This is a genomic window from Campylobacter gastrosuis (assembly GCF_030249845.1).
GTDB classification, from domain to species: Bacteria; Campylobacterota; Campylobacteria; order Campylobacterales; family Campylobacteraceae; genus Campylobacter_A; species Campylobacter_A gastrosuis.
Genome location: NZ_JANURM010000001.1, coordinates 367,665 through 385,311 on the forward strand (window position 1 = coordinate 367,665; position 17,647 = coordinate 385,311).

Sequence of the window (17,647 nt, forward strand, 5' to 3'; positions counted from 1 at the left end):
TTTTGGCTGATTATATTATAAGTTTAAATAAAAAAAGATAAATTTGTAAAATTTTTATTTAAATTTATGGCAATTATTTATAAAATGTTAGAAATTTTTGCAAGTTTGGATAATGGATTTTTTACTTTACGTTGAGTATTTGGGTATCGCTTCGGCGACTTTGAGTGGATTTTTGTTTGCGGTTAAAAAGGGCTGTGATTGGCTTGGGATATTTTTATCGGCGTTTTTGACGGCGCTTGGCGGCGGAATTTTACGCGATATGCTTGTTGGCAGGGCAGTTTATTCATTTACACATTATATGCCACTTATTATCGTGATTTTAATGCTTTTTGTTTCAAAATTTACAAAATTACACACAAAGCGTGAAAAATTAGAGAAAAAATTCATCTTTATTTTTGCGGACGCCATTGATGTGATTTGCTTTTCTATCGTTGGTGCTATGGTCGCCATTGAGTTTGATTACAATGTCTTTGGCGTGGCGTTTTTGGCGTTTTTTAACGGCGTTGGCGGTGGAATTTTAAGAGATATTTTGCTAAATGAAGTGCCTTGGTTTTTACGCACTGGACTTTATGGGACTATTAGTTTTGGCGTTGGCGTGGCGTATTATTTTTTAAATTTACTCGGATTAAACGGCATATTTTTTACGATGCTTTTACTTGGACTTGGGATTTTGGTGCGAATGCTTGCTTATTACAAAGGCTGGTCGTTACCAGCGTTAAAGGATTAAAATGTTAATGGATACTTATGCTAGGTTTGATGTTGCGTTTAAAAGTGGCGTTGGGGCTACGCTTTTTGATGAAAATGGCAGGGATTATGTGGATTTTGCCTCTGGTATTGGCGTAAATTCGCTAGGCTACGCACACAAAAAAATCGTAAAAACGATAAAAAATCAGGCAAAAAACCTACTTCACACCTCAAATTTATACCGCATAAAACCGCAAGAGAAGTTAGCCAAACGCATATCAAAGCTGCTTGGCTTTAAAACTTACGCATTTTTTTGCAACTCTGGTGCAGAAGCAAACGAATGCGCTTTAAAACTAGCCAGAAAATACGGCACAACGCACTTTAAGCAAAAACGCTACGAGATAATCTCGCTTGGCAACTCATTTCACGGACGCACCCTTGCCACGCTTCGTGCGACTGGACAGGATAAATTTCATCCTGAAATTTTTGCCCCTTACATTGATGGTTTTAAATTTTTTAACACGATTGATGAGGTGATTAAAAATTTAAACGACAACACAGCGGCCGTGATTATTGAGCTAGTGCAGGGCGAGGGTGGGATAAAAGCACTTGGTAAAAACGAGGTAAAACGCCTAGCAGATGAGCTAAAAAGGCGTGAAATTTTGCTAATTACAGATGAAGTTCAGTGTGGGGTTTATAGGACTGGCGAGTTTGTAACAAGCCAAAAATACGGCATAAAACCAGATATCATAACCTTTGCAAAGGGGCTTGGCGGCGGTGTTAGCATTGGTGCTTGTGTGAGCCAAAAGAGCATTTTTACTAAGGGCGATCACGGCTCAACTTTTGGCGGTAATTTCTTAGCCACGTCCGTAGCAAATACGACACTAAAAGAGCTAAAACGCCTTAAAAAAAGTGGCGAACTTGATAAAATTTCAAAGATTTTTAACGCAAAACTTGATGAATTAGTGGCAAAATTCCCAAAAATTTTTGCCAAAAAACAGGGGCTTGGTATGATGCTTGGGGCTGTTTTAAATGATGATATTGATGTTTCTAAAATCGTATCAAAGTGCCTAGAAAACGGCGTTTTGGTGCTTAGGTCTGGGGCAAAGACGCTTAGGCTTTTACCGCCACTAAATATCAGCAAAAAAGAGATAAACGAGGGGTTTTTAAGGATTGAAAAAGCCTTAAATTAGCCCTCTTTGAAGGTTAATGATTAGCTCATCGTAGCTTATGTTTTTATCCTTTAAAATTTGCTCTAATAGCCTTTTTGATGCCTCCAAACCGCCTGAATTTTCGGCGTTTAAGAGTATTTGATAGATAGGCGATATGAAATTTATCGCCTTTTTGTTTGGGCGACGTCTTACCGAGTAGTAGCCGATGATTTTGCCGTTTTCATCAAGCGAGGCGGTTACGTTTGCAAAAACCCAGTAAAATCCGCCGTCAAATCGCCTATTTTTAACGTAGGCAAAAATTTCTTGCTTGCTTTGCACCCTTTGCCAAAGTAGCCAAAATACGACTTTTGGCATATCTTGGTGGCGGATTATGTTGTGTGGTTTGCCAAGTAGCTCGCTTTGGCTTGCGCCTACGATATTTATAAACGGCTCGTTGCAGTAGGTGATTATGCCCTTTGTGTCGGTTTTTGAGACCAAAAAATCATCGTCATTTACAAAATACTCTTTACTCATTTTTGCCCTGTTAAATTTTTGTTTGATTTTATCAAAAAAGTGCGGTTTTAAAATTTTACTCAAAAGTGCGATAAAATCGCAAAAAGGCGAAATTTTTAGCTATTTTGCTAAAAATGAAACAAATTTATTTTATACGCTCACACGCCTCTTTTACGCCACTTTTACACGCCATTTTAAAGTAAATTTTCGCATTTGGCATATCGTTTGTGTCAAGATATAGGTTTGCTAGGTCGTAAATTGCTAGGTTGTTGCCCATTTTTTGGGCGAGTTCGTAAAATTTTATCGCCTTTTTTATATCTTTTCTCGTGCCTAGCCCAAGCTCGTAAATCTGCCCAGCTGCCCTAAGTCCGTCTGAATTTTGATTAAAGCCTGCAAGTTTAAAGTAATAAAGTGCCATTTTGTAGTCTTTTTGCGTCCCAAGTCCGTTAAAATAGAGCCTGCCAAGCTCGTACATTGCAATTTCGTTGCCGTTTTTACTGGCTTTTTCAAAGATATCAAACGCCCTTTTATATTCGCCATTTTCTTTGGCTAAAACGCCTTTGTAAATTTCATTTACCTTTGGATTTGTTACTAAAATTTCTTTGTTAAAAAAACCACAACCAGCAAAAAAAGTGAGTAAAAGTGCAAAAAATAGAAGTTTTTTCATAAAATTACCTTTAAAATTTAGGCGATTTTAGTTAAAAATTGCTTATAATCTTAGAAATTTACAAACTTTTAAGGAGAAAAAATGGACTACAACGCACTTTTAGTTCAGCTTGGCTACAACGCTGATGATACAAATTTAGCACAAATGAGGCGGATTTTAAACAACACCGACGGGCTAAATCCAAACGATGTAATCGCCCTAAATGACCGCTTAAAACCGCATCTTTGCTTTGTTGCTATGAGTAGTAGCGAAGATCGTTTAAAGATTAAAAATGTAGCCAGTGGCGAGATAAAAAATGCTGTTGATGAGATGATTTTAGGCTGGGCAAACAAGCACAAAATGGGGCTAAAAAAGGTAAATGAAACGACTTTTTACATTTTAGGAGTTGAGCGATGAAACACTATGATATTGCTATTTTAGGATTTGGTAAGGCTGGTAAAACCCTTGCAGTTAGGGCAAATGCGTTAAATAAAAGCGTGGCAGTCGTTGAAAAATCGGCACAAATGTATGGTGGGACTTGCATAAATGTCGGTTGTATCCCGACAAAAAAGCTAATCACGCTTAGCAAAATGGCAAAATTTCACGAAAATAAAGATGAATTTTTCAAAAAGGCAGTGGGGCTAAAAAATGAGCTAATTTTGGCGTTAAGGGCTAAAAATTTTGCGATGCTTGATAGCCTAAAAAACGTTGAAGTCATCACGCAAACGGCTAGTTTCGTGGATAAAAATACCATTTTATTAAGCCCAAGTGGCGAAAAAATCACAGCTGATAAAATCATCATAAACACCGGCTCAAAGAGCATTAAGCCAAATTTTAGCGTCAAAAGCGATATCGTTTATCAAAGTGATGAGATTTTAGAGTTGGGGCATTTACCAAAGCACTTAGTTGTCGTTGGTGGCGGATTTATCGGACTTGAAATGGCTTCAATGTTTGCAAATTTTGGCTCAAAAGTAAGCGTTGTTTTACGCTCTGAAATTTTAAAAAACGAAGATGATGATGTGCGTGAGGTGCTTATTAAAAACCTAGAAAATCAGGGTGTGAATTTCATACAAAATGCCAAAATCAGTGAGATTAATGGCGATAAAATTTACTTTAACGATAGCTTTTTAGAAGCGGACGCATTTTTGCTTTCGCTTGGTAGGACGCCAAATATTGATGATTTAGAGCTAAAAAACGCTGGGGTTTTAGTAAATAAGCGTGGTGGCGTGGCGACAGATGAGTGTTTAAGAAGCGAAATTTCAGATATTTTTGCCGTTGGGGATGCTAGGGGCGATGAGTTTTTTACCTACATTAGTCTTGATGATTTTAGGATTGTAAATTCCTATCTTTTTGGCGATAAAACTCGCACGAAAAATAACCGAAGTCCTTATGCAAAGGTGCTTTTTACCGACACGCCGTTTGCTAAAATCGGACTAAGTGAGCGTGAGGCGGGTGAAAATGTAAAGGTGCTAAAAGTGATGATGCAAAACGTGCCAAATGCGAAAATTTTAGGCAACGACACGGGCTTTTTAAAGGCGATTTGCGATAAGGCAAGTGGCGAAATTTTGGGTGCTAGTTTTATTTGTGCTAATGCTCACGAGATTATAAACGAGATTGCCATTGCGATGAAATTTAGGGCAAAAGCTAGTGATTTGGCTGGGCAGATTTTTACTCATCCAAGCACGAGTGAGGCGTTAAACGACCTATTTAGCCAGTTTTAGCCCACGTTTTTGTGGGCTTAAAGCCTAGAAATTTTTATCTATTTTGTAAAATACATAGTGGCAAACTGCCATCGCTGTTGTAAGTCGTTTGGCTGTTGCCGTTTGTGAATGTTTGGCTAGAAATGCCGTTGCTATCGTTTGTGATATAGCCGTTTGGCGTTCTTACATTTGTTTGCATATTGCCGTTGCTATCCCAAGTGGTAGATGTTTGAGAGTTATTTTTTTGGCTCATCTATTTCATAACCAAACTCAATCGTTTTTATTTCATTTGGATTTAGTTTAAATTTAAACTCACTTTTGCCAGTTTTTGCTTCAATAAAATCTGGCTTTGAGTTTTTAAGCATAGCTACCTTAAAATCGCTATTTGCAGATATTGGCAGACGCTCGGTTAAAACGACATTTAAAGGCACTTTTGCGTTGTTTTTAATCTCATAAATCCACTCTTTTGTGCTTTTTTGCCCAAAAAATGAAACATCAGCAAACCTTTTTGAGCTCTCTTTTTTGACATTTATCAGTAAATTTTTACTAAAAAACAGCTCGCTTTGCCTATCTTTTTCTAAATTTAGAGCAAATTCGCCGACTTTAACGCCGTCAAGCTTAAAGATTGCGTTTGCATTAAGCGAGTAGTTTGGGGTTAAAACTGCCCTCGTGTAGGCGTTTGCGTCATTGTATCCATCAATAAAAATATCAAAATTCGCACTAAAATCTTGCTTTTGGTATAAAATTTCTACCTCCTCGCCACTTTTTATTGCTACGTTTTTAATTGTGTGTGTGTTTAAAAATGCGTTTTGCTCCACAAATCCAACGCTCCTATCCATCATAACACTGGCTTTATAAATCCGCTTTTCATCGCCTAGATATTTTGGCTCAAATGGGCTTGGAGCGATGATTTGATGAAAGCTAATTGGATAAATTTTAATCTCTAAGTCCGAAATATCGTTTGTAAGGTTGTTTTTTAGCTTTAAATTTTGCCTAATTTGCACGTTATTTGCCTTTGTGTCGCCTAAAACTAGCGTATTTAGCTCTTTTAAAAAGTCGCTTTGATAGCTGATTTTTACGCTTTTTGGAGTGCAGTAAAATTTCAAATCAAGCTCTTTAAAGCTTAAATTTTCAAACTCGTTTAATCTCTCTAATTTTTTATTTAATTCATTAATATTTTCTAAATTTTTAGCAAATATCAAAGCGGTATTTTTAGTAATTTCATCTAAATTTTTAGCTTCAAATTGGACATTTTTTAAAATTTCGTTGCTAAATTGTAGTGTTAAAATTTCATCTTTGATTTTTGCAATTTCATCTGTAAAAGCCGAATTTTGCGTGATATTTTTGCTTAAATTTTTTGATTTTAGCCCACAATCGCTTGAAATTTCAAACGAGTTTTCATTTAAACTGCTTGGGACTTTTATTTTAAATTCGCTTGGTCTGTTTGTTAATGTTTGGTTTAAAATACTTATATCTTTGTAAATTTCAAGCTCGTAGCTATCACAAAGTGCTAGAAGTGGTAAAAATAGTAGTTTTTTCATCGCTTATCCTTTAAAATTTAGCCGATTTTATAGCAAAATTTAGTAAAATCAGCTTAAAGGAGTAGATATGTTTAAACAGATTTTTTCGTGCGTAGTTTTGGCTTTTTTGGTGGCTGGTTGTTTTAATGCCGAGCCAGATTTTGTAGATCCAACTCCAAAAAAAGAGAAAAAAAGCGACGCAAAAATAGATGAGATAAATAACAAAATGGCTTACAACACAATTTACACGCTAACGCCTATGTGTCAAGCAAAAAATAGCGGTGCGTGTAATGACCTTGGCGTGGCTTATGAGTTTGTTAAGGATTATAAAAACGCCCTTATAAGCTATAAAATGGCTTGTGATTTGGGCTTAGAACAGGGCTGTGCTGGTGTTGGTATGCTTTATGAAAAGGGGCTTGGCGTGGCTAAAAACGGACAAAGAGCGATTGAAATTTATAAAAACTCTTGCAATAAAAGTGACGCACTATCTTGCTACTATCTAGCAAACGCCTACCGAAAGGGTGAGATTGTTATGCAAGATTACAAGGCTGCTATGGATGCTTATGTCAATGCGTGCAGGCTTGAAGATGTGCCTTCGTGTGCAAATATCGGTGCGATGTATGAAGAGGGGCTTGGGGTTGATAAAGATGAGCTAAGGGCGTATGAAATTTATAAAGTGGCGTGTTTTAGGGGCTTTAACAAGTCTTGTCCCCATATGAAGCGACTTGGCAAGAAGCTTGGGGTTAATTGATGAGAAATTTTGCACTTTTGCTGTTTTTGCTTGTTTTTGGCGGTTGTGTTTCGTTAAATACGCTTAGTTTTGGGCTTTTAGGCGATGATGAAAAGACGCAAATTCTAAGCAAAGAGTGTGCAGATAAAAACGCAGTTTCGTGCAACAATCTAGCTTACGAATACGCAAATAACAAGGATTTTAACAACGCAAGCGAGTTTTACAAAATGGCGTGTGAGCTAAATTTAGCCACAGCGTGTGCGAATTTGGGGCAAATTTACGAAAAGGGCTTAAACGGCGAAACTGACATAAATATGGCACTTTCGCTTTATACATTAGCGTGTGAAAATAACGACGGCGTGGGCTGTTATAACATAGCCCTAGCGACCTATCAAAACGCACCGAGTGATAAAAAAGCAATAGCTTTAAAAAAGAGCATAATTTTGCTAAATAAAAGCTGTAAGCTTGAATACAAACAGGCTTGTGTTTTGATAAATGAGCTTAAAAAATCGGACTAAAATGAGATCTTTTTGATAATGGCAAAAATCGCCACAAACACTAAAAACACAGCTGTAAGTATAATGTAATCGTTCATTTTAATCCTTTTTTGTAACTAAAACTTGTATTTTAACAAAAAAATATAATTTTTCAAAACAAAGTAAGCTTTTAGGTGCTAGAATTTTATAAAATATTTACAAAGGAGAGCGTATGGCAGAGGATAAGAGCATTTTTATAAACAGGGAGCTTAGTTGGCTTAGGTTTAATTCACGTGTTTTAGCACAATGTGAAAAAGATATACCACTGCTTGAAAAGCTAAAATTTTTAGCCATTTACTGCACGAATTTAGATGAGTTTTATATGATTAGGATTGCTGGGTTAAAGCAACTTTTTGCGGCTGGACTTACAAATATCGGCAGCGATGAAATGAGTCCGCTTGACCAGCTTAGGGAGATTAGAAAGTATCTGCAAGATGAGCAAAGCGTCCTTGAAAAGCACTACAAAAACGCAAAAAATGAGCTTGAAAAGCAGGGGCTTTTTATCAAAAACTACGATGAGCTTGATAAAAGTTTAAAGGCAAAATGCGATGAGTATTTTTTCTCAAACATCTTGCCAGTTATCGTGCCTATCGCCGTTGATGCGACGCACCCATTCCCGCATTTAAACAACCTTAGCTTCTCACTTGCTGTTAAGCTTTCAGATATAAATCGCCCTGAAATTTTAAAGTATGGTATGATAAGAATTTCACGCGTCCTGCCACGATTTACACAGGCTAGTGAGAATGTTTATGTGCCGATTGAAACGATTGTTCATCGTCACGCAGAAGAGATATTTCCGGGCTATAAGCTAATTAGCTCGTGTGTGTTTAGAGTGACTAGAAATGCTGATATTGTGATTGAAGAAGAAGAGGCTGATGACTTTATGCTAATGCTAGAACAAGGGCTAAAATTACGCCGAAAAGGGGCTTTTGTGCGTTTGCAAGTAGATAAAAACGCCGACCCTGATATCTTAGAATTTCTAAACTCACATATGAAAATTTTTCACAAAGATATCTACTTTTCAAGCGTCCCGCTAACCCTTAGCTCACTTTGGGAGATCGCCACAAATAAGGATTTTAGCCACTTAGCACTAGCACCTTATGCACCAAAGACCCTGCCACCATTTAGTAATGGCTTTAATATCTTTGATGTTATTGACAGAGAGGACGTGTTGCTTTTGCACCCTTATGAGAGTTTTGACCCAGTTATTCAGTTTATTAAAGAAGCTAGTAAAGACCCAAAAGTCATCTCAATTCGTATGACGCTTTATAGGGTTGATAAAAACTCGCCGATAATTCAGGCTTTAATTGATGCTGCTAGCGACGGCAAACAAGTAACCGTTATGGTTGAGTTAAAGGCTAGGTTTGATGAAGAAAATAACCTACACTGGGCAAAGGCGCTTGAAGATGCTGGTGCTCACGTGATTTATGGTATCACTGGCTTTAAAGTGCATGCAAAGGTAAGCCAAGTAATCCGTCAAGTCGGCGATAAGCTGAAATTTTATATGCACCTTGGCACTGGCAACTACAACGCAAATTCGGCTAAAATTTACACCGATATTAGCCTTTTTACCAGTCGTGATGAGTTTGCTAGTGATACGACTACGTTTTTTCACATTCTATCTGGATACAATAAAAATCGTAGGCTAGAAACGCTCTCAATGTCGCCTTTTCAGATAAAAGAGCGTGTAATTGAAAAAATTCGCTTTGAGGCAAGTAAGGGCGATGCTGGGCGGATAATAGCAAAGATGAACGCACTTGTTGATGAGGACGTGATAGATGAGCTTGTCAAGGCGTCAAATGCTGGGGTTAAGATTGATTTAATCGTGCGTGGCGTGTGTTGTCTAAGACCAAATGTCGCTGGCAAAAGCCAAAATATCCGTGTTCGCTCAATTATTGGCAAATACCTAGAACACGCAAGAATTTTGTATTTTAAACACGCCGAGCCAAAAATTTATATCTCATCGGCTGACTGGATGCCACGAAATTTAGAGCGTAGATTAGAGCTTATGACGCCGATTTTTGAACAAAGACTGCAAAATCGCCTCTTAGAGCTTTTAGAGCTTCAATTAAGCGATAATGATTTGGCGTTTGAGCTTACAAATAGTGGCGAATACGAGAAGGTAAAAGCGGGCGAAAACGCCATAAACAGCCACGAAATTTTAGAAAATTATATGAATAAAATTTACAGGTCTGTAAAAAAGGATAGCGACAAGGCAAAAGCTGATCTGATCGCTACAAAATTCGTAAAAGAGAGTTAATCTTTTTTGCCATAAACTTTAATGTTAAAGGTGGTGTGAATGTTTTTCTCATCGCCTTTCATTTTTATTGGGAATTCAGCCTTTATTATGCTCTCATATTTGCTTAGAGCGTCTAAAAAATCGTAAAAATTTGTAGGTGTTTTAACAGAGCTTGTTACGTTTAGCTCGTATAAAAAATACTCTTCGTTTTGATTTTCTATTTCAAGCTCGTTTAATGAAACATTTTGAAAAAATTTAGAAGCAAAGTCTATGAATTTTTTCTTATCAAACTTCGTTTCATATGATTTTAGGATAAATTGATTGTTTGTTTTTAGCGATGAGAGTGCTTCTGATTTTGTGTCATAAATTTGCTTTACCTTTGCAAAAGATGCCATTTGTGAGCGATTTTGCGTGTTTATGGCACGATACTCTTTAATATTTGGCACGATAAAAGCAAAAATCATCACAAGGCAAACGATAGCAAAGATAAAGATAAAAAGTAGCAGTTTAACTGGGTCAATATGCTCTAAACTCGTATCTTTCTTACTCATTGTAGCCCTCTGAATTATCCATTTTATTTGTGCTAACAAAGCCATACCAGCCGTTTTTTATCTGATAAAAGCTGTTGTTTGAGGTGTTAAAGATTGATTTTAGCGGCGATGCTAGGAGCTGATTAAAGACATCTTTTGTCGGTGTCACGCCACGAATGATAAGAGATGTCCTATCCATTAGCACCTCTTCAAGCGTAATGCTATCTGGTACTAGGTCAAAAAGATTATGCAAACTCTGCTTTAAAATGGCATTTGAGGCGTTTATGCCACTTGCAATTTCAATTTGTTTGCCTAAAATTTCTGAAATTTCATCTATTTTTGCGGTTTCTTCGCCTAAGCTTATCTGCGTCGTGGCTAACTCTTGCGTTTGGTTTTTTAGTGAGTAGTTTTTATAGATTATAAATAAATTTATAGCTGTTAAAATAATAATTAAAAATGCGATTAAAATTAGCCAAATTTTGCTAAAAATGCTAAAAATTGGGCGAGGCTCTGGCTTTATTAGGCTTAAACTCATAGCTTAATCTCCTCGTGCATTAGCTCGTTCATAATCATTAATGTATCCACCGGCACGACTTGGGTATCTACAAAAAGCTCGGTTTGCAGGTATTGTAAAAAGGTCGCACTTGTCTTTGTGCCTTCAAAAATAATGACCTGTTCTATAAAATCACCAGCGTAAATTTGATTTGTGTAAAATTCCTTAATCGCCGATGAGATATATCTATACATACTCATATCCCTGCCAAAAATCGTAACAGAGGTGGCGACATCGCTTGAAGTAGGCATATTTATATCATAGCCTAAGTCCTCAAATTCCTTTGGTTTTTCGCTACCCATTAGCTCATCAAGGCTCTTAAAATCATCAAGCGAGCTCATCTCGTTCTCATCTTTTACGATTAGGTTATCAATGTCGGTTATGTCCTCTTTTTTGAAATTTTGCACATCGGCTGGTGTCGTTTCAGCCTTTGTGTCAAGCTTAAAAAATGTCGCAAATTTCAGCTTTTTATCCTTAAAAATCGCAAGCGCGACATTGCTTTGATGAGTGTAAAGATACAGCGTGGTCTTATCGCTAGCGCCACTTTTTGAAATTTCATAAAACATAAGCGAAATTGGCGAGTAAAGCAGATCAACGCTGTATTCGCCAAAGGTATCCCTAGCCCTTGCAACGGCGATACTATCGGCATAAATGCTAGAATTTTTCACGCTAATAATTAGCGTATTTTCGGTCTTTATGTTGTATTTTTTAAACTCATCTTTGTTTAAGGTAGGCAAGGCTCCCTGAAAGCTGTCGGTGTAAAAAAGCGAGATATAAACGGCGTAATAAGCCTCTTCTTGGCGTTTTATGTAGGCTAAAATTTTATCATCAATCTCGTTTGGATTTATCTCGGTAAATTTTGCGTTTAGGGTTTTTATGACCTTGTTATTTTTAAACACACGCCCATAAAATAGGCACTCTGAACCTTCTATAACCACGCTTAAAAATAGATTTGAAAATATACGGCGGATAGAAAAGCTCATAAATCTCCTAAAAATAAAATCTGCCTATGTTAGCTAAAAACGCATTAAAAATAATTAAAACAGCGTTTTGTTTATTCTGTGTTTATTATTTATTTGCTGATTTTTGACTTACCAAAACCGCTTCAATCATCTTTTTTATATCCCCGTCAAGTATGGCGTCGGTTTGGCTGTAAGCCTCGCCACTTCGGTTGTCCTTAACCTGCTGATAAGGGAAAAGCACGTATGAGCGTATCTGATGACCCCAGCCGATATCGCTCTTTTCTACGTTTGCGTTCGCCTCTTGTTGCTTCATAAGTTCAAGCTCGTAAAGGCGCGATTTTAGCATTTTCATCGCTGTGGCTTTGTTTTTGTGCTGACTTCTGTCGTTTTGACACTGCACGACTATGCCTGTTGGAGCGTGCGTTATCCTGATCGCGCTCTCGGTTTTATTTACGTGCTGACCGCCAGCGCCACCCGCGCGATACGTGTCTATCTTTAAATCCTTCTCGTCAATCTCAATCTCAATGTCATCATCAAGCTCAGGGCTTACCATAACGCTACAAAAGCTAGTGTGGCGGCGACCAGCGCTATCAAACGGACTTGTCCTAACAAGCCTGTGAATGCCGTTTTCAGCCTTTAAATACCCATAAGCGTTTTCGCCCTTTACGATAAAGCTTACATCTTTAAGCCCAGCCTCATCGCCCTCTTGAAAGTCAAGCGTTTCAACCTTAAAGCCCTCCCTTTCGCAAAAACGCAAATACATTCTATAAACCATACTCGCCCAGTCGTTACTCTCCGTGCCGCCAGCGCCCGGATGTATGCTAACTATCGCATTTTTAGCGTCATCTTCGCCACTAAGTAGCATTGAAATTTCTAAATTTACGATCTTATCTTCAAGCTCGCCCGCTTCTTTAAATAAAATCTCAATCGTATCAAGGTCGTTTTCGGAATTTGCAAGTTCATAAAGCTCTTTTGCGTCATTTAGCGCATTTTTTGCGGAGTTAAATTTTTCAAGCATCGCATTTAGCTTCGCCTTTTCTTTGCCGATCGCCCCAGCTTTTGCGATATCTTGCCAAAAGCTCACGTCGTTTTCAAGCTCTGAAATTTCATCAAGTCTTTTTGAAATTTCATCAGGTTTTATAACTCCGGCTATGTTTTTTACCTTTGTATTTAGGCTCTTTAAAAGTTCGGTGTATTCGTAGTTATCCACATTTTATCCTTAAATTTTTGGCAGATTTTATCAAAATTTATCTTATATTTGCTAAAATGGTCGGTTAAAAATTTTGAAAAAGAGTAAAAATGGTAGTTTTAAAAAGTGTAGATGAGCTTTTAAATTTTAGAGCGAGTTTAAACGGCAGTGTCGGCTTCGTGCCTACAATGGGGGCTTTGCACGACGGGCATATGAGCCTTATAAAACGTGCAGTTAGCGAAAATGAAAATGTCATCGTTTCGGTTTTTGTAAATCCAACTCAGTTTTTACCGGGCGAAGATTTGGCAAAGTATCCAAGACGCGAGGAGGCGGACATTAAAATTTGCGAACTTTGCGGTGCGGCAGCGATTTTTATGCCAAGTGAAAATGGGCTTTATTTTGACGATGAGCCATTAGTCGTAGCACCTGCTAGACTTGCTAATATTTTAGAGGGCAAGACGCGTTCGGGGCATTTTGACGGCGTTTTAAGGGTTTTAACAAAGCTATTTAATTTAGTAAAGCCAAATAACGTTTATATGGGCAAAAAGGACGCCCAGCAACTAGTAATCGTGCAAAATATGGTAAAAACGATGTTTATGCCTTTAAATATCGTGCCTTGCGAGATCGTTAGAGAGAGCGACGGACTAGCACTTTCAAGCAGAAACGCCTACCTAAGTGAAGAAGAAAAGTGCAACGCTCTAAGAATTTCACGCTCGCTTTTTAACGCAAGTAACCTAATAAAATCTGGCGAGTTTGACACTAAAAAGATTAAAGAAAAAATGCTTGGCACGTTAGAGCCGTTGCAGGTTAATTATGTTGCGGTAGTTGATAGAAATTTTAAAGAGCTAAGCGCCGTAGAGCTTGGTAATACGATAATCCTAGTCGCCGCTTACGTTGGCAAAACGCGTTTGATTGATAATCTTTGGGTTTAAAAATGGCAAAACTTCATCTAATTTCACTAGGCTGTAACAAAAATTTAGTTGATAGCGAGATAATGCTTGGTCGCTTAAAGGCTTACGAGCTTACAGATGACGCCGCGCAAGCTGATGTGATAATCGTAAATACCTGCGGTTTTATCGCCTCTGCAAAAGAGGAGAGCGTTCGCACGATTTTAGAGATAGCAGACGCAAAAAAATCGGACGCAACGCTTGTCGTTACTGGCTGTTTAATGCAACGCTACCGCGACGAGCTAATGCGCGAGCTACCAGAGGTTGATTTATTTACTGGTGTGGGCGATTATGATAAGATTGATGAAATTTTACTTAAAAAGACAAATCTTTTTAGTCCAGACACCTATCTACAAAGCAACGATGAGCGCGTGATAACTGGCTCAAACTATCACGCTTACATTAAAATTTCAGAGGGTTGCAATCAACAATGTAGCTTTTGTGCCATACCTACTTTTAAGGGGCGTTTAAAGTCGCGAAGTCTTGAAAATATCGTAGATGAAGTGCGAAAACTCGTGCAAAAAGGGTATTATGATTTTAGCTTTTTATCGCAGGATTCTAGCTCGTATATGCGTGATTTTGGCGTTAGCGACGGACTTATAAGCTTAATAGATGAAGTTGAAAAGATAGATGGCGTAAAGAGTGCTAGAATTTTATACCTTTATCCAAGCACGACGAGTAGGGCGTTAATTGAAAAAATCATCGCTTCAAAAGTCTTTCATAACTACTTTGATATGCCAATTCAGCACATAAGCGAAAATATGCTTAAAATTATGCGTCGTGGCAGTGGCGAGGCTAAGCTTAAAGAGCTTTTAAGCCTAATGAGAAACGCACCAAATTCATTTTTAAGAACTGGCGTGATTGTAGGACACCCCGGAGAGAGCGATGATGATTTTAACGAGCTTGTGAAATTTCTAAGCGAGTTTAAATTTGATAGAATTTCAGCCTTTGCCTACTCAAAAGAAGAGGACACCAAGGCTTACGAGATGACGCAGGTGCCTACAAAAACGATCTCAAAGCGTTTAAGCGTCATTGAAAAAGTCATCAAAACTGCTATAAATGAGAGCTTTGAGGCGATGATAGATCGCTTGTGTGTGGCGTCGCTTGAAGGCGAGAGTAGCGAGGGCGAGATGTTTTATGCGGCTAAGCTTGACATTTGGGATAAGGATATTGACGGCGAAATTTTAATAAACGAGAGCGAAGTTAGCGACCTAAAAATTGGCGAACGCTATGTTTGCAAAATCACGCAATCACTTGGCGATAAGCTAGTTGCGACCATTTTAAAAATGGCAGATTAGCCTTGTGCGAGATAGAAATTTCAGCACAAATTATAAAGCTTTTAAAAGGCGGTAAAAACCTACTCGCCTTTTCTCACGGCGTTGATAGCACGGCACTTTTTTATATCTTAGATGAGTTTGGCATAAATTTTGACATCGCAATTGTTGATTATAATCTAAGAGATGAGAGTAAAAATGAAGTTAAAAAAGCACAAAAATTAGCCTTGAAATTTAATAAAACCTGCCACACAAAAAGCGTTTTTTTAGGCAGTTCAAATTTTGAAAAAAACGCACGCGATGAGCGTTACGCCTTTTTTAATGAGCTTTGCAAAACTCACGGATATACAAATTTAATCCTAGCGCACCAGCTAAACGACCTTTTTGAGTGGTTTTTAATGCAACTTAGCAAAGGAGCTGGGCTTAGCGAGCTTGTCGGTATGAAAGAGTGTGAGAGGCGTGAGAATTTCACGCTAATTCGCCCACTTTTAGGCGTTAGCAAAGATGAGCTTTTAGGCTTTTTAAACAGGCGAAATTTAGAGTATTTTGTTGATGAAACGAACCTAAAAACAGACTATAAACGAAATTTTTTCAGGCACGAATTTAGCGAGCCATTTTTGGCTAAATTTAAAAGTGGCGTTAAAAAAAGCTTTGAGTTTTTAAACGAAGACGCTAGGAATTTAGAGCCAAAAATAAAGCGAGTAAAAGAGCAGTTTTATCTCATTAAAAATGACAAAAACGCACTTCGTGGCATTGATAAAGTGGCTAAAATTTTTGGCATTTTAATGAGTGAGAATCAAAGAAAAATTTGCCTAAGCGACTGCGTTATTAGCGGTAAAATGGCAGTTGGCGTTAGAGATGACCTAATTTTTATCACGCCATTTGTAAAGACAAAAATGGATAAAATTTTTAAAGAGCGTTGCCGAAAACGCAAAATTCCAAATCTATCAAGACCTTATCTTTTTTACATTGATTTTAAAATAATACATTAAAAACATATTTAAAATTCTAGTAGTATAATTAGCGATTTTAAACCAAATTTCTAAGGAGAAAAACGTGAAAAAGGTTGCAAATAAAATCGCAGTGGTGATTTTAGTTATGCTTACTTTGGCTTTTGGGGCGTTTTCGTTCATAAGCTATAAAGAGTCTGAGTCTTCTATGATGAGCATTCAAAGGGATTTTAAGGTCGTCTCATCATACTCAATTAAGTTGTTTGTTGAAAATTATTTCACGCCAAACATCAAAACCGTTGCGGCTTTTAGTCAAGTGATTCAAAAAGACCCGAGTTTAATCAATGATTTAGATAGACTAAACGAGGAGCTAACTAAAATTTCAACCTCACCAGCCTCAAACGGCATTTATATCATCAGAGCCGATAACGGCGACTTAATTGGCGTTGATAACTTTGGCGATGGCAAATTAGAGCCAGTTCATTACTCAGTCGCAAAAGACAACTACGACGGCAGAGAGAAAGCCTACTACAAACTAGCCGTAGCAAACGGCAAAATGTCATTCATCACGCCTTACGTTGATGAAACTACAAAACGAGTTGTAATTAGCATTGCAAATCCAATTTATGTAAATGGCAAACTACTTTGCGTGGTCGTAACCGATGTATTCTTAAATGAGCTTGAAAAAATAGGCGAAATGAAAGACAGCAAAACAAGCGTTAGCACCGTTATTGATTTAGTCAGCAAAAACATAATCTACCACCCAAATAAAGATTACGTTATGTCAGATTTACAAAGCGTAAAAGACCTAATCGCAAGTTTTAACGACGCCTACAATCAAAACGGCACAAAGAGCTTTACATATAAATTTGGCGGCGTTAATAAAATCGCAGCTTGTCAGAAATTTGATGAAGCCAACTGGCTAATCTGCTCAGCAAACGAGCTAAGCGACTACGATGAAGCCCTAAATAAGGTAATAAGAGATCAAAGCCTATTCTCACTTGCATTTATCGTAATCATCGTTGGCGTTTTAGTTTATGCTATAAATTTCTTTTTACGCCCTCTTTCGGCTATCTCAACTGGCTTACAATCATTCTTTAAATTCCTAAACTACGAAACAAAAGAGCCGGTAAAAACAAACGTAGCCACACAAGATGAATTTGGCGTAATGGCAACCCTAATCAACGAAAACATCGCCAAAGTAGAACAATCCACAAATCAGGATAACATAGCCGTAAGTCAGTCGGTTGATACCGCAAAACAAATTGAAAATGGCAACCTAAAAGCTAGAATCACTCAAAACCCAGCAAATCCGGAGCTAATTGAGCTTAAAAATGTCCTAAATAAGATGCTTGATACGCTTGAACTTAAAGTCGGCTCTGATTTAAACGAGATCCAAAAGGTCTTTAACAGCTACCGAAACTCAAATTTCACAAGCAAAATCCAAAACCCAAAAGGCGAGGTTGAAATGGTTACAAACGCCCTTGGCGATGAAATCTCAAATATGCTAAGAACCAACCTAA

19 protein-coding genes are annotated in these 17,647 nt (G+C 37.6%); 11 read left to right on the forward strand and 8 right to left on the reverse strand.

Annotated features, from left to right (window positions below):
• Positions 1-112: 112 nt before the first annotated feature.
• Both NYG85_RS01835 and NYG85_RS01840 read left to right on the forward strand, forming a co-directional pair.
• A complete protein-coding gene (locus NYG85_RS01835) occupies positions 113-727 on the forward strand; it encodes a trimeric intracellular cation channel family protein (protein ID WP_284936746.1) in 615 nt (204 codons plus the stop codon).
• Position 728: 1 nt separating this feature from the next.
• Positions 729-1,877 (forward strand): aspartate aminotransferase family protein, encoded by a 1,149-nt coding sequence (locus NYG85_RS01840; protein ID WP_284936747.1) that lies wholly within the window; start codon positions 729-731, stop codon positions 1,875-1,877.
• Here the strand turns inward: NYG85_RS01840 and NYG85_RS01845 are convergent.
• Positions 1,869-2,369, reverse strand: a complete 501-nt coding sequence (locus tag NYG85_RS01845) for a PAS domain-containing protein (protein ID WP_284936748.1) — start codon at positions 2,367-2,369, stop codon at positions 1,869-1,871. The genes NYG85_RS01840 and NYG85_RS01845 overlap by 9 nt on opposite strands.
• A gap of 124 nt (positions 2,370-2,493) precedes the next feature.
• Complete coding sequence (locus tag NYG85_RS01850; protein ID WP_284936749.1) at positions 2,494-3,015, reverse strand: tetratricopeptide repeat protein; 522 nt, start codon at positions 3,013-3,015, stop codon at positions 2,494-2,496.
• An 81-nt stretch (positions 3,016-3,096) separates the two neighbouring features.
• Here NYG85_RS01850 and NYG85_RS01855 point away from each other — a divergent pair, with 81 nt between their 5' ends.
• Positions 3,097-3,411: a type II secretion system protein gene (locus tag NYG85_RS01855; protein WP_284936750.1), complete on the forward strand. Its 315-nt coding sequence runs from the start codon at positions 3,097-3,099 to the stop codon at positions 3,409-3,411.
• Positions 3,408-4,715: a dihydrolipoyl dehydrogenase family protein gene (locus NYG85_RS01860; RefSeq protein WP_284936752.1), complete on the forward strand. Its 1,308-nt coding sequence runs from the start codon at positions 3,408-3,410 to the stop codon at positions 4,713-4,715. The genes NYG85_RS01855 and NYG85_RS01860 overlap by 4 nt, the downstream gene beginning before the upstream one ends.
• Before the next feature lie 34 nt (positions 4,716-4,749).
• Here NYG85_RS01860 and NYG85_RS01865 read toward each other — a convergent pair whose 3' ends face one another.
• Positions 4,750-4,947, reverse strand: coding sequence for a hypothetical protein (locus tag NYG85_RS01865; protein WP_284936753.1), 198 nt, complete (start codon positions 4,945-4,947; stop codon positions 4,750-4,752).
• Complete coding sequence (locus NYG85_RS01870; protein ID WP_284936754.1) at positions 4,931-6,235, reverse strand: DUF4139 domain-containing protein; 1,305 nt, start codon at positions 6,233-6,235, stop codon at positions 4,931-4,933. The genes NYG85_RS01865 and NYG85_RS01870 overlap by 17 nt, the downstream gene beginning before the upstream one ends.
• Positions 6,236-6,302: 67 nt before the next feature.
• Between NYG85_RS01870 and NYG85_RS01875 the strand changes: the two genes are divergently transcribed.
• The 3 genes from NYG85_RS01875 to NYG85_RS01885 all read left to right on the forward strand — a co-directional run bounded on the left by NYG85_RS01875 (position 6,303) and on the right by NYG85_RS01885 (position 9,740).
• A complete protein-coding gene (locus NYG85_RS01875; RefSeq protein ID WP_284936756.1) occupies positions 6,303-6,965 on the forward strand; it encodes a tetratricopeptide repeat protein in 663 nt (220 codons plus the stop codon).
• Positions 6,965-7,462 (forward strand): tetratricopeptide repeat protein, encoded by a 498-nt coding sequence (locus NYG85_RS01880; RefSeq protein WP_284936757.1) that lies wholly within the window; start codon positions 6,965-6,967, stop codon positions 7,460-7,462. Before NYG85_RS01875 ends, NYG85_RS01880 begins: the two co-directional genes overlap by 1 nt.
• Positions 7,463-7,652: 190 nt before the next feature.
• Entirely contained in the window at positions 7,653-9,740 is a 2,088-nt protein-coding gene (locus tag NYG85_RS01885; RefSeq protein ID WP_284936759.1) for an RNA degradosome polyphosphate kinase, read from the forward strand.
• Here the strand turns inward: NYG85_RS01885 and NYG85_RS01890 are convergent.
• The 4 genes from NYG85_RS01890 to prfB all read right to left on the reverse strand — a co-directional run bounded on the left by NYG85_RS01890 (position 9,737) and on the right by prfB (position 12,974).
• Positions 9,737-10,270, reverse strand: coding sequence for a hypothetical protein (locus tag NYG85_RS01890; protein ID WP_284936760.1), 534 nt, complete (start codon positions 10,268-10,270; stop codon positions 9,737-9,739). The genes NYG85_RS01885 and NYG85_RS01890 overlap by 4 nt on opposite strands.
• The gene (locus NYG85_RS01895) at positions 10,263-10,784 is read right to left on the reverse strand and encodes a hypothetical protein (RefSeq protein ID WP_284936762.1); all 522 of its coding nucleotides are present in this window, start codon (positions 10,782-10,784) and stop codon (positions 10,263-10,265) included. Before NYG85_RS01895 ends, NYG85_RS01890 begins: the two co-directional genes overlap by 8 nt.
• A complete protein-coding gene (locus NYG85_RS01900; protein ID WP_284936763.1) occupies positions 10,781-11,785 on the reverse strand; it encodes a DUF8341 domain-containing protein in 1,005 nt (334 codons plus the stop codon). Before NYG85_RS01900 ends, NYG85_RS01895 begins: the two co-directional genes overlap by 4 nt.
• A gap of 85 nt (positions 11,786-11,870) precedes the next feature.
• Entirely contained in the window at positions 11,871-12,974 is a 1,104-nt protein-coding gene (prfB, locus tag NYG85_RS01905; RefSeq protein ID WP_284936765.1) for a peptide chain release factor 2, read from the reverse strand.
• Between the two features lie 89 nt (positions 12,975-13,063).
• Here prfB and panC point away from each other — a divergent pair, with 89 nt between their 5' ends.
• From panC to NYG85_RS01925, 4 genes are all read left to right on the forward strand, one after another.
• A complete protein-coding gene (gene panC, locus NYG85_RS01910) occupies positions 13,064-13,885 on the forward strand; it encodes a pantoate--beta-alanine ligase (RefSeq protein WP_284936766.1) in 822 nt (273 codons plus the stop codon).
• Between the two features lie 2 nt (positions 13,886-13,887).
• The gene (gene rimO / locus NYG85_RS01915) at positions 13,888-15,198 is read left to right on the forward strand and encodes a 30S ribosomal protein S12 methylthiotransferase RimO (RefSeq protein WP_284936767.1); all 1,311 of its coding nucleotides are present in this window, start codon (positions 13,888-13,890) and stop codon (positions 15,196-15,198) included.
• A 2-nt stretch (positions 15,199-15,200) separates the two neighbouring features.
• Positions 15,201-16,166, forward strand: a complete 966-nt coding sequence (gene tilS, locus NYG85_RS01920) for a tRNA lysidine(34) synthetase TilS (protein WP_284936769.1) — start codon at positions 15,201-15,203, stop codon at positions 16,164-16,166.
• A 64-nt stretch (positions 16,167-16,230) separates the two neighbouring features.
• The coding region (locus tag NYG85_RS01925; protein WP_284936770.1) for a PDC sensor domain-containing protein at positions 16,231-17,647 on the forward strand (1,417 nt) is incomplete at its 3' end.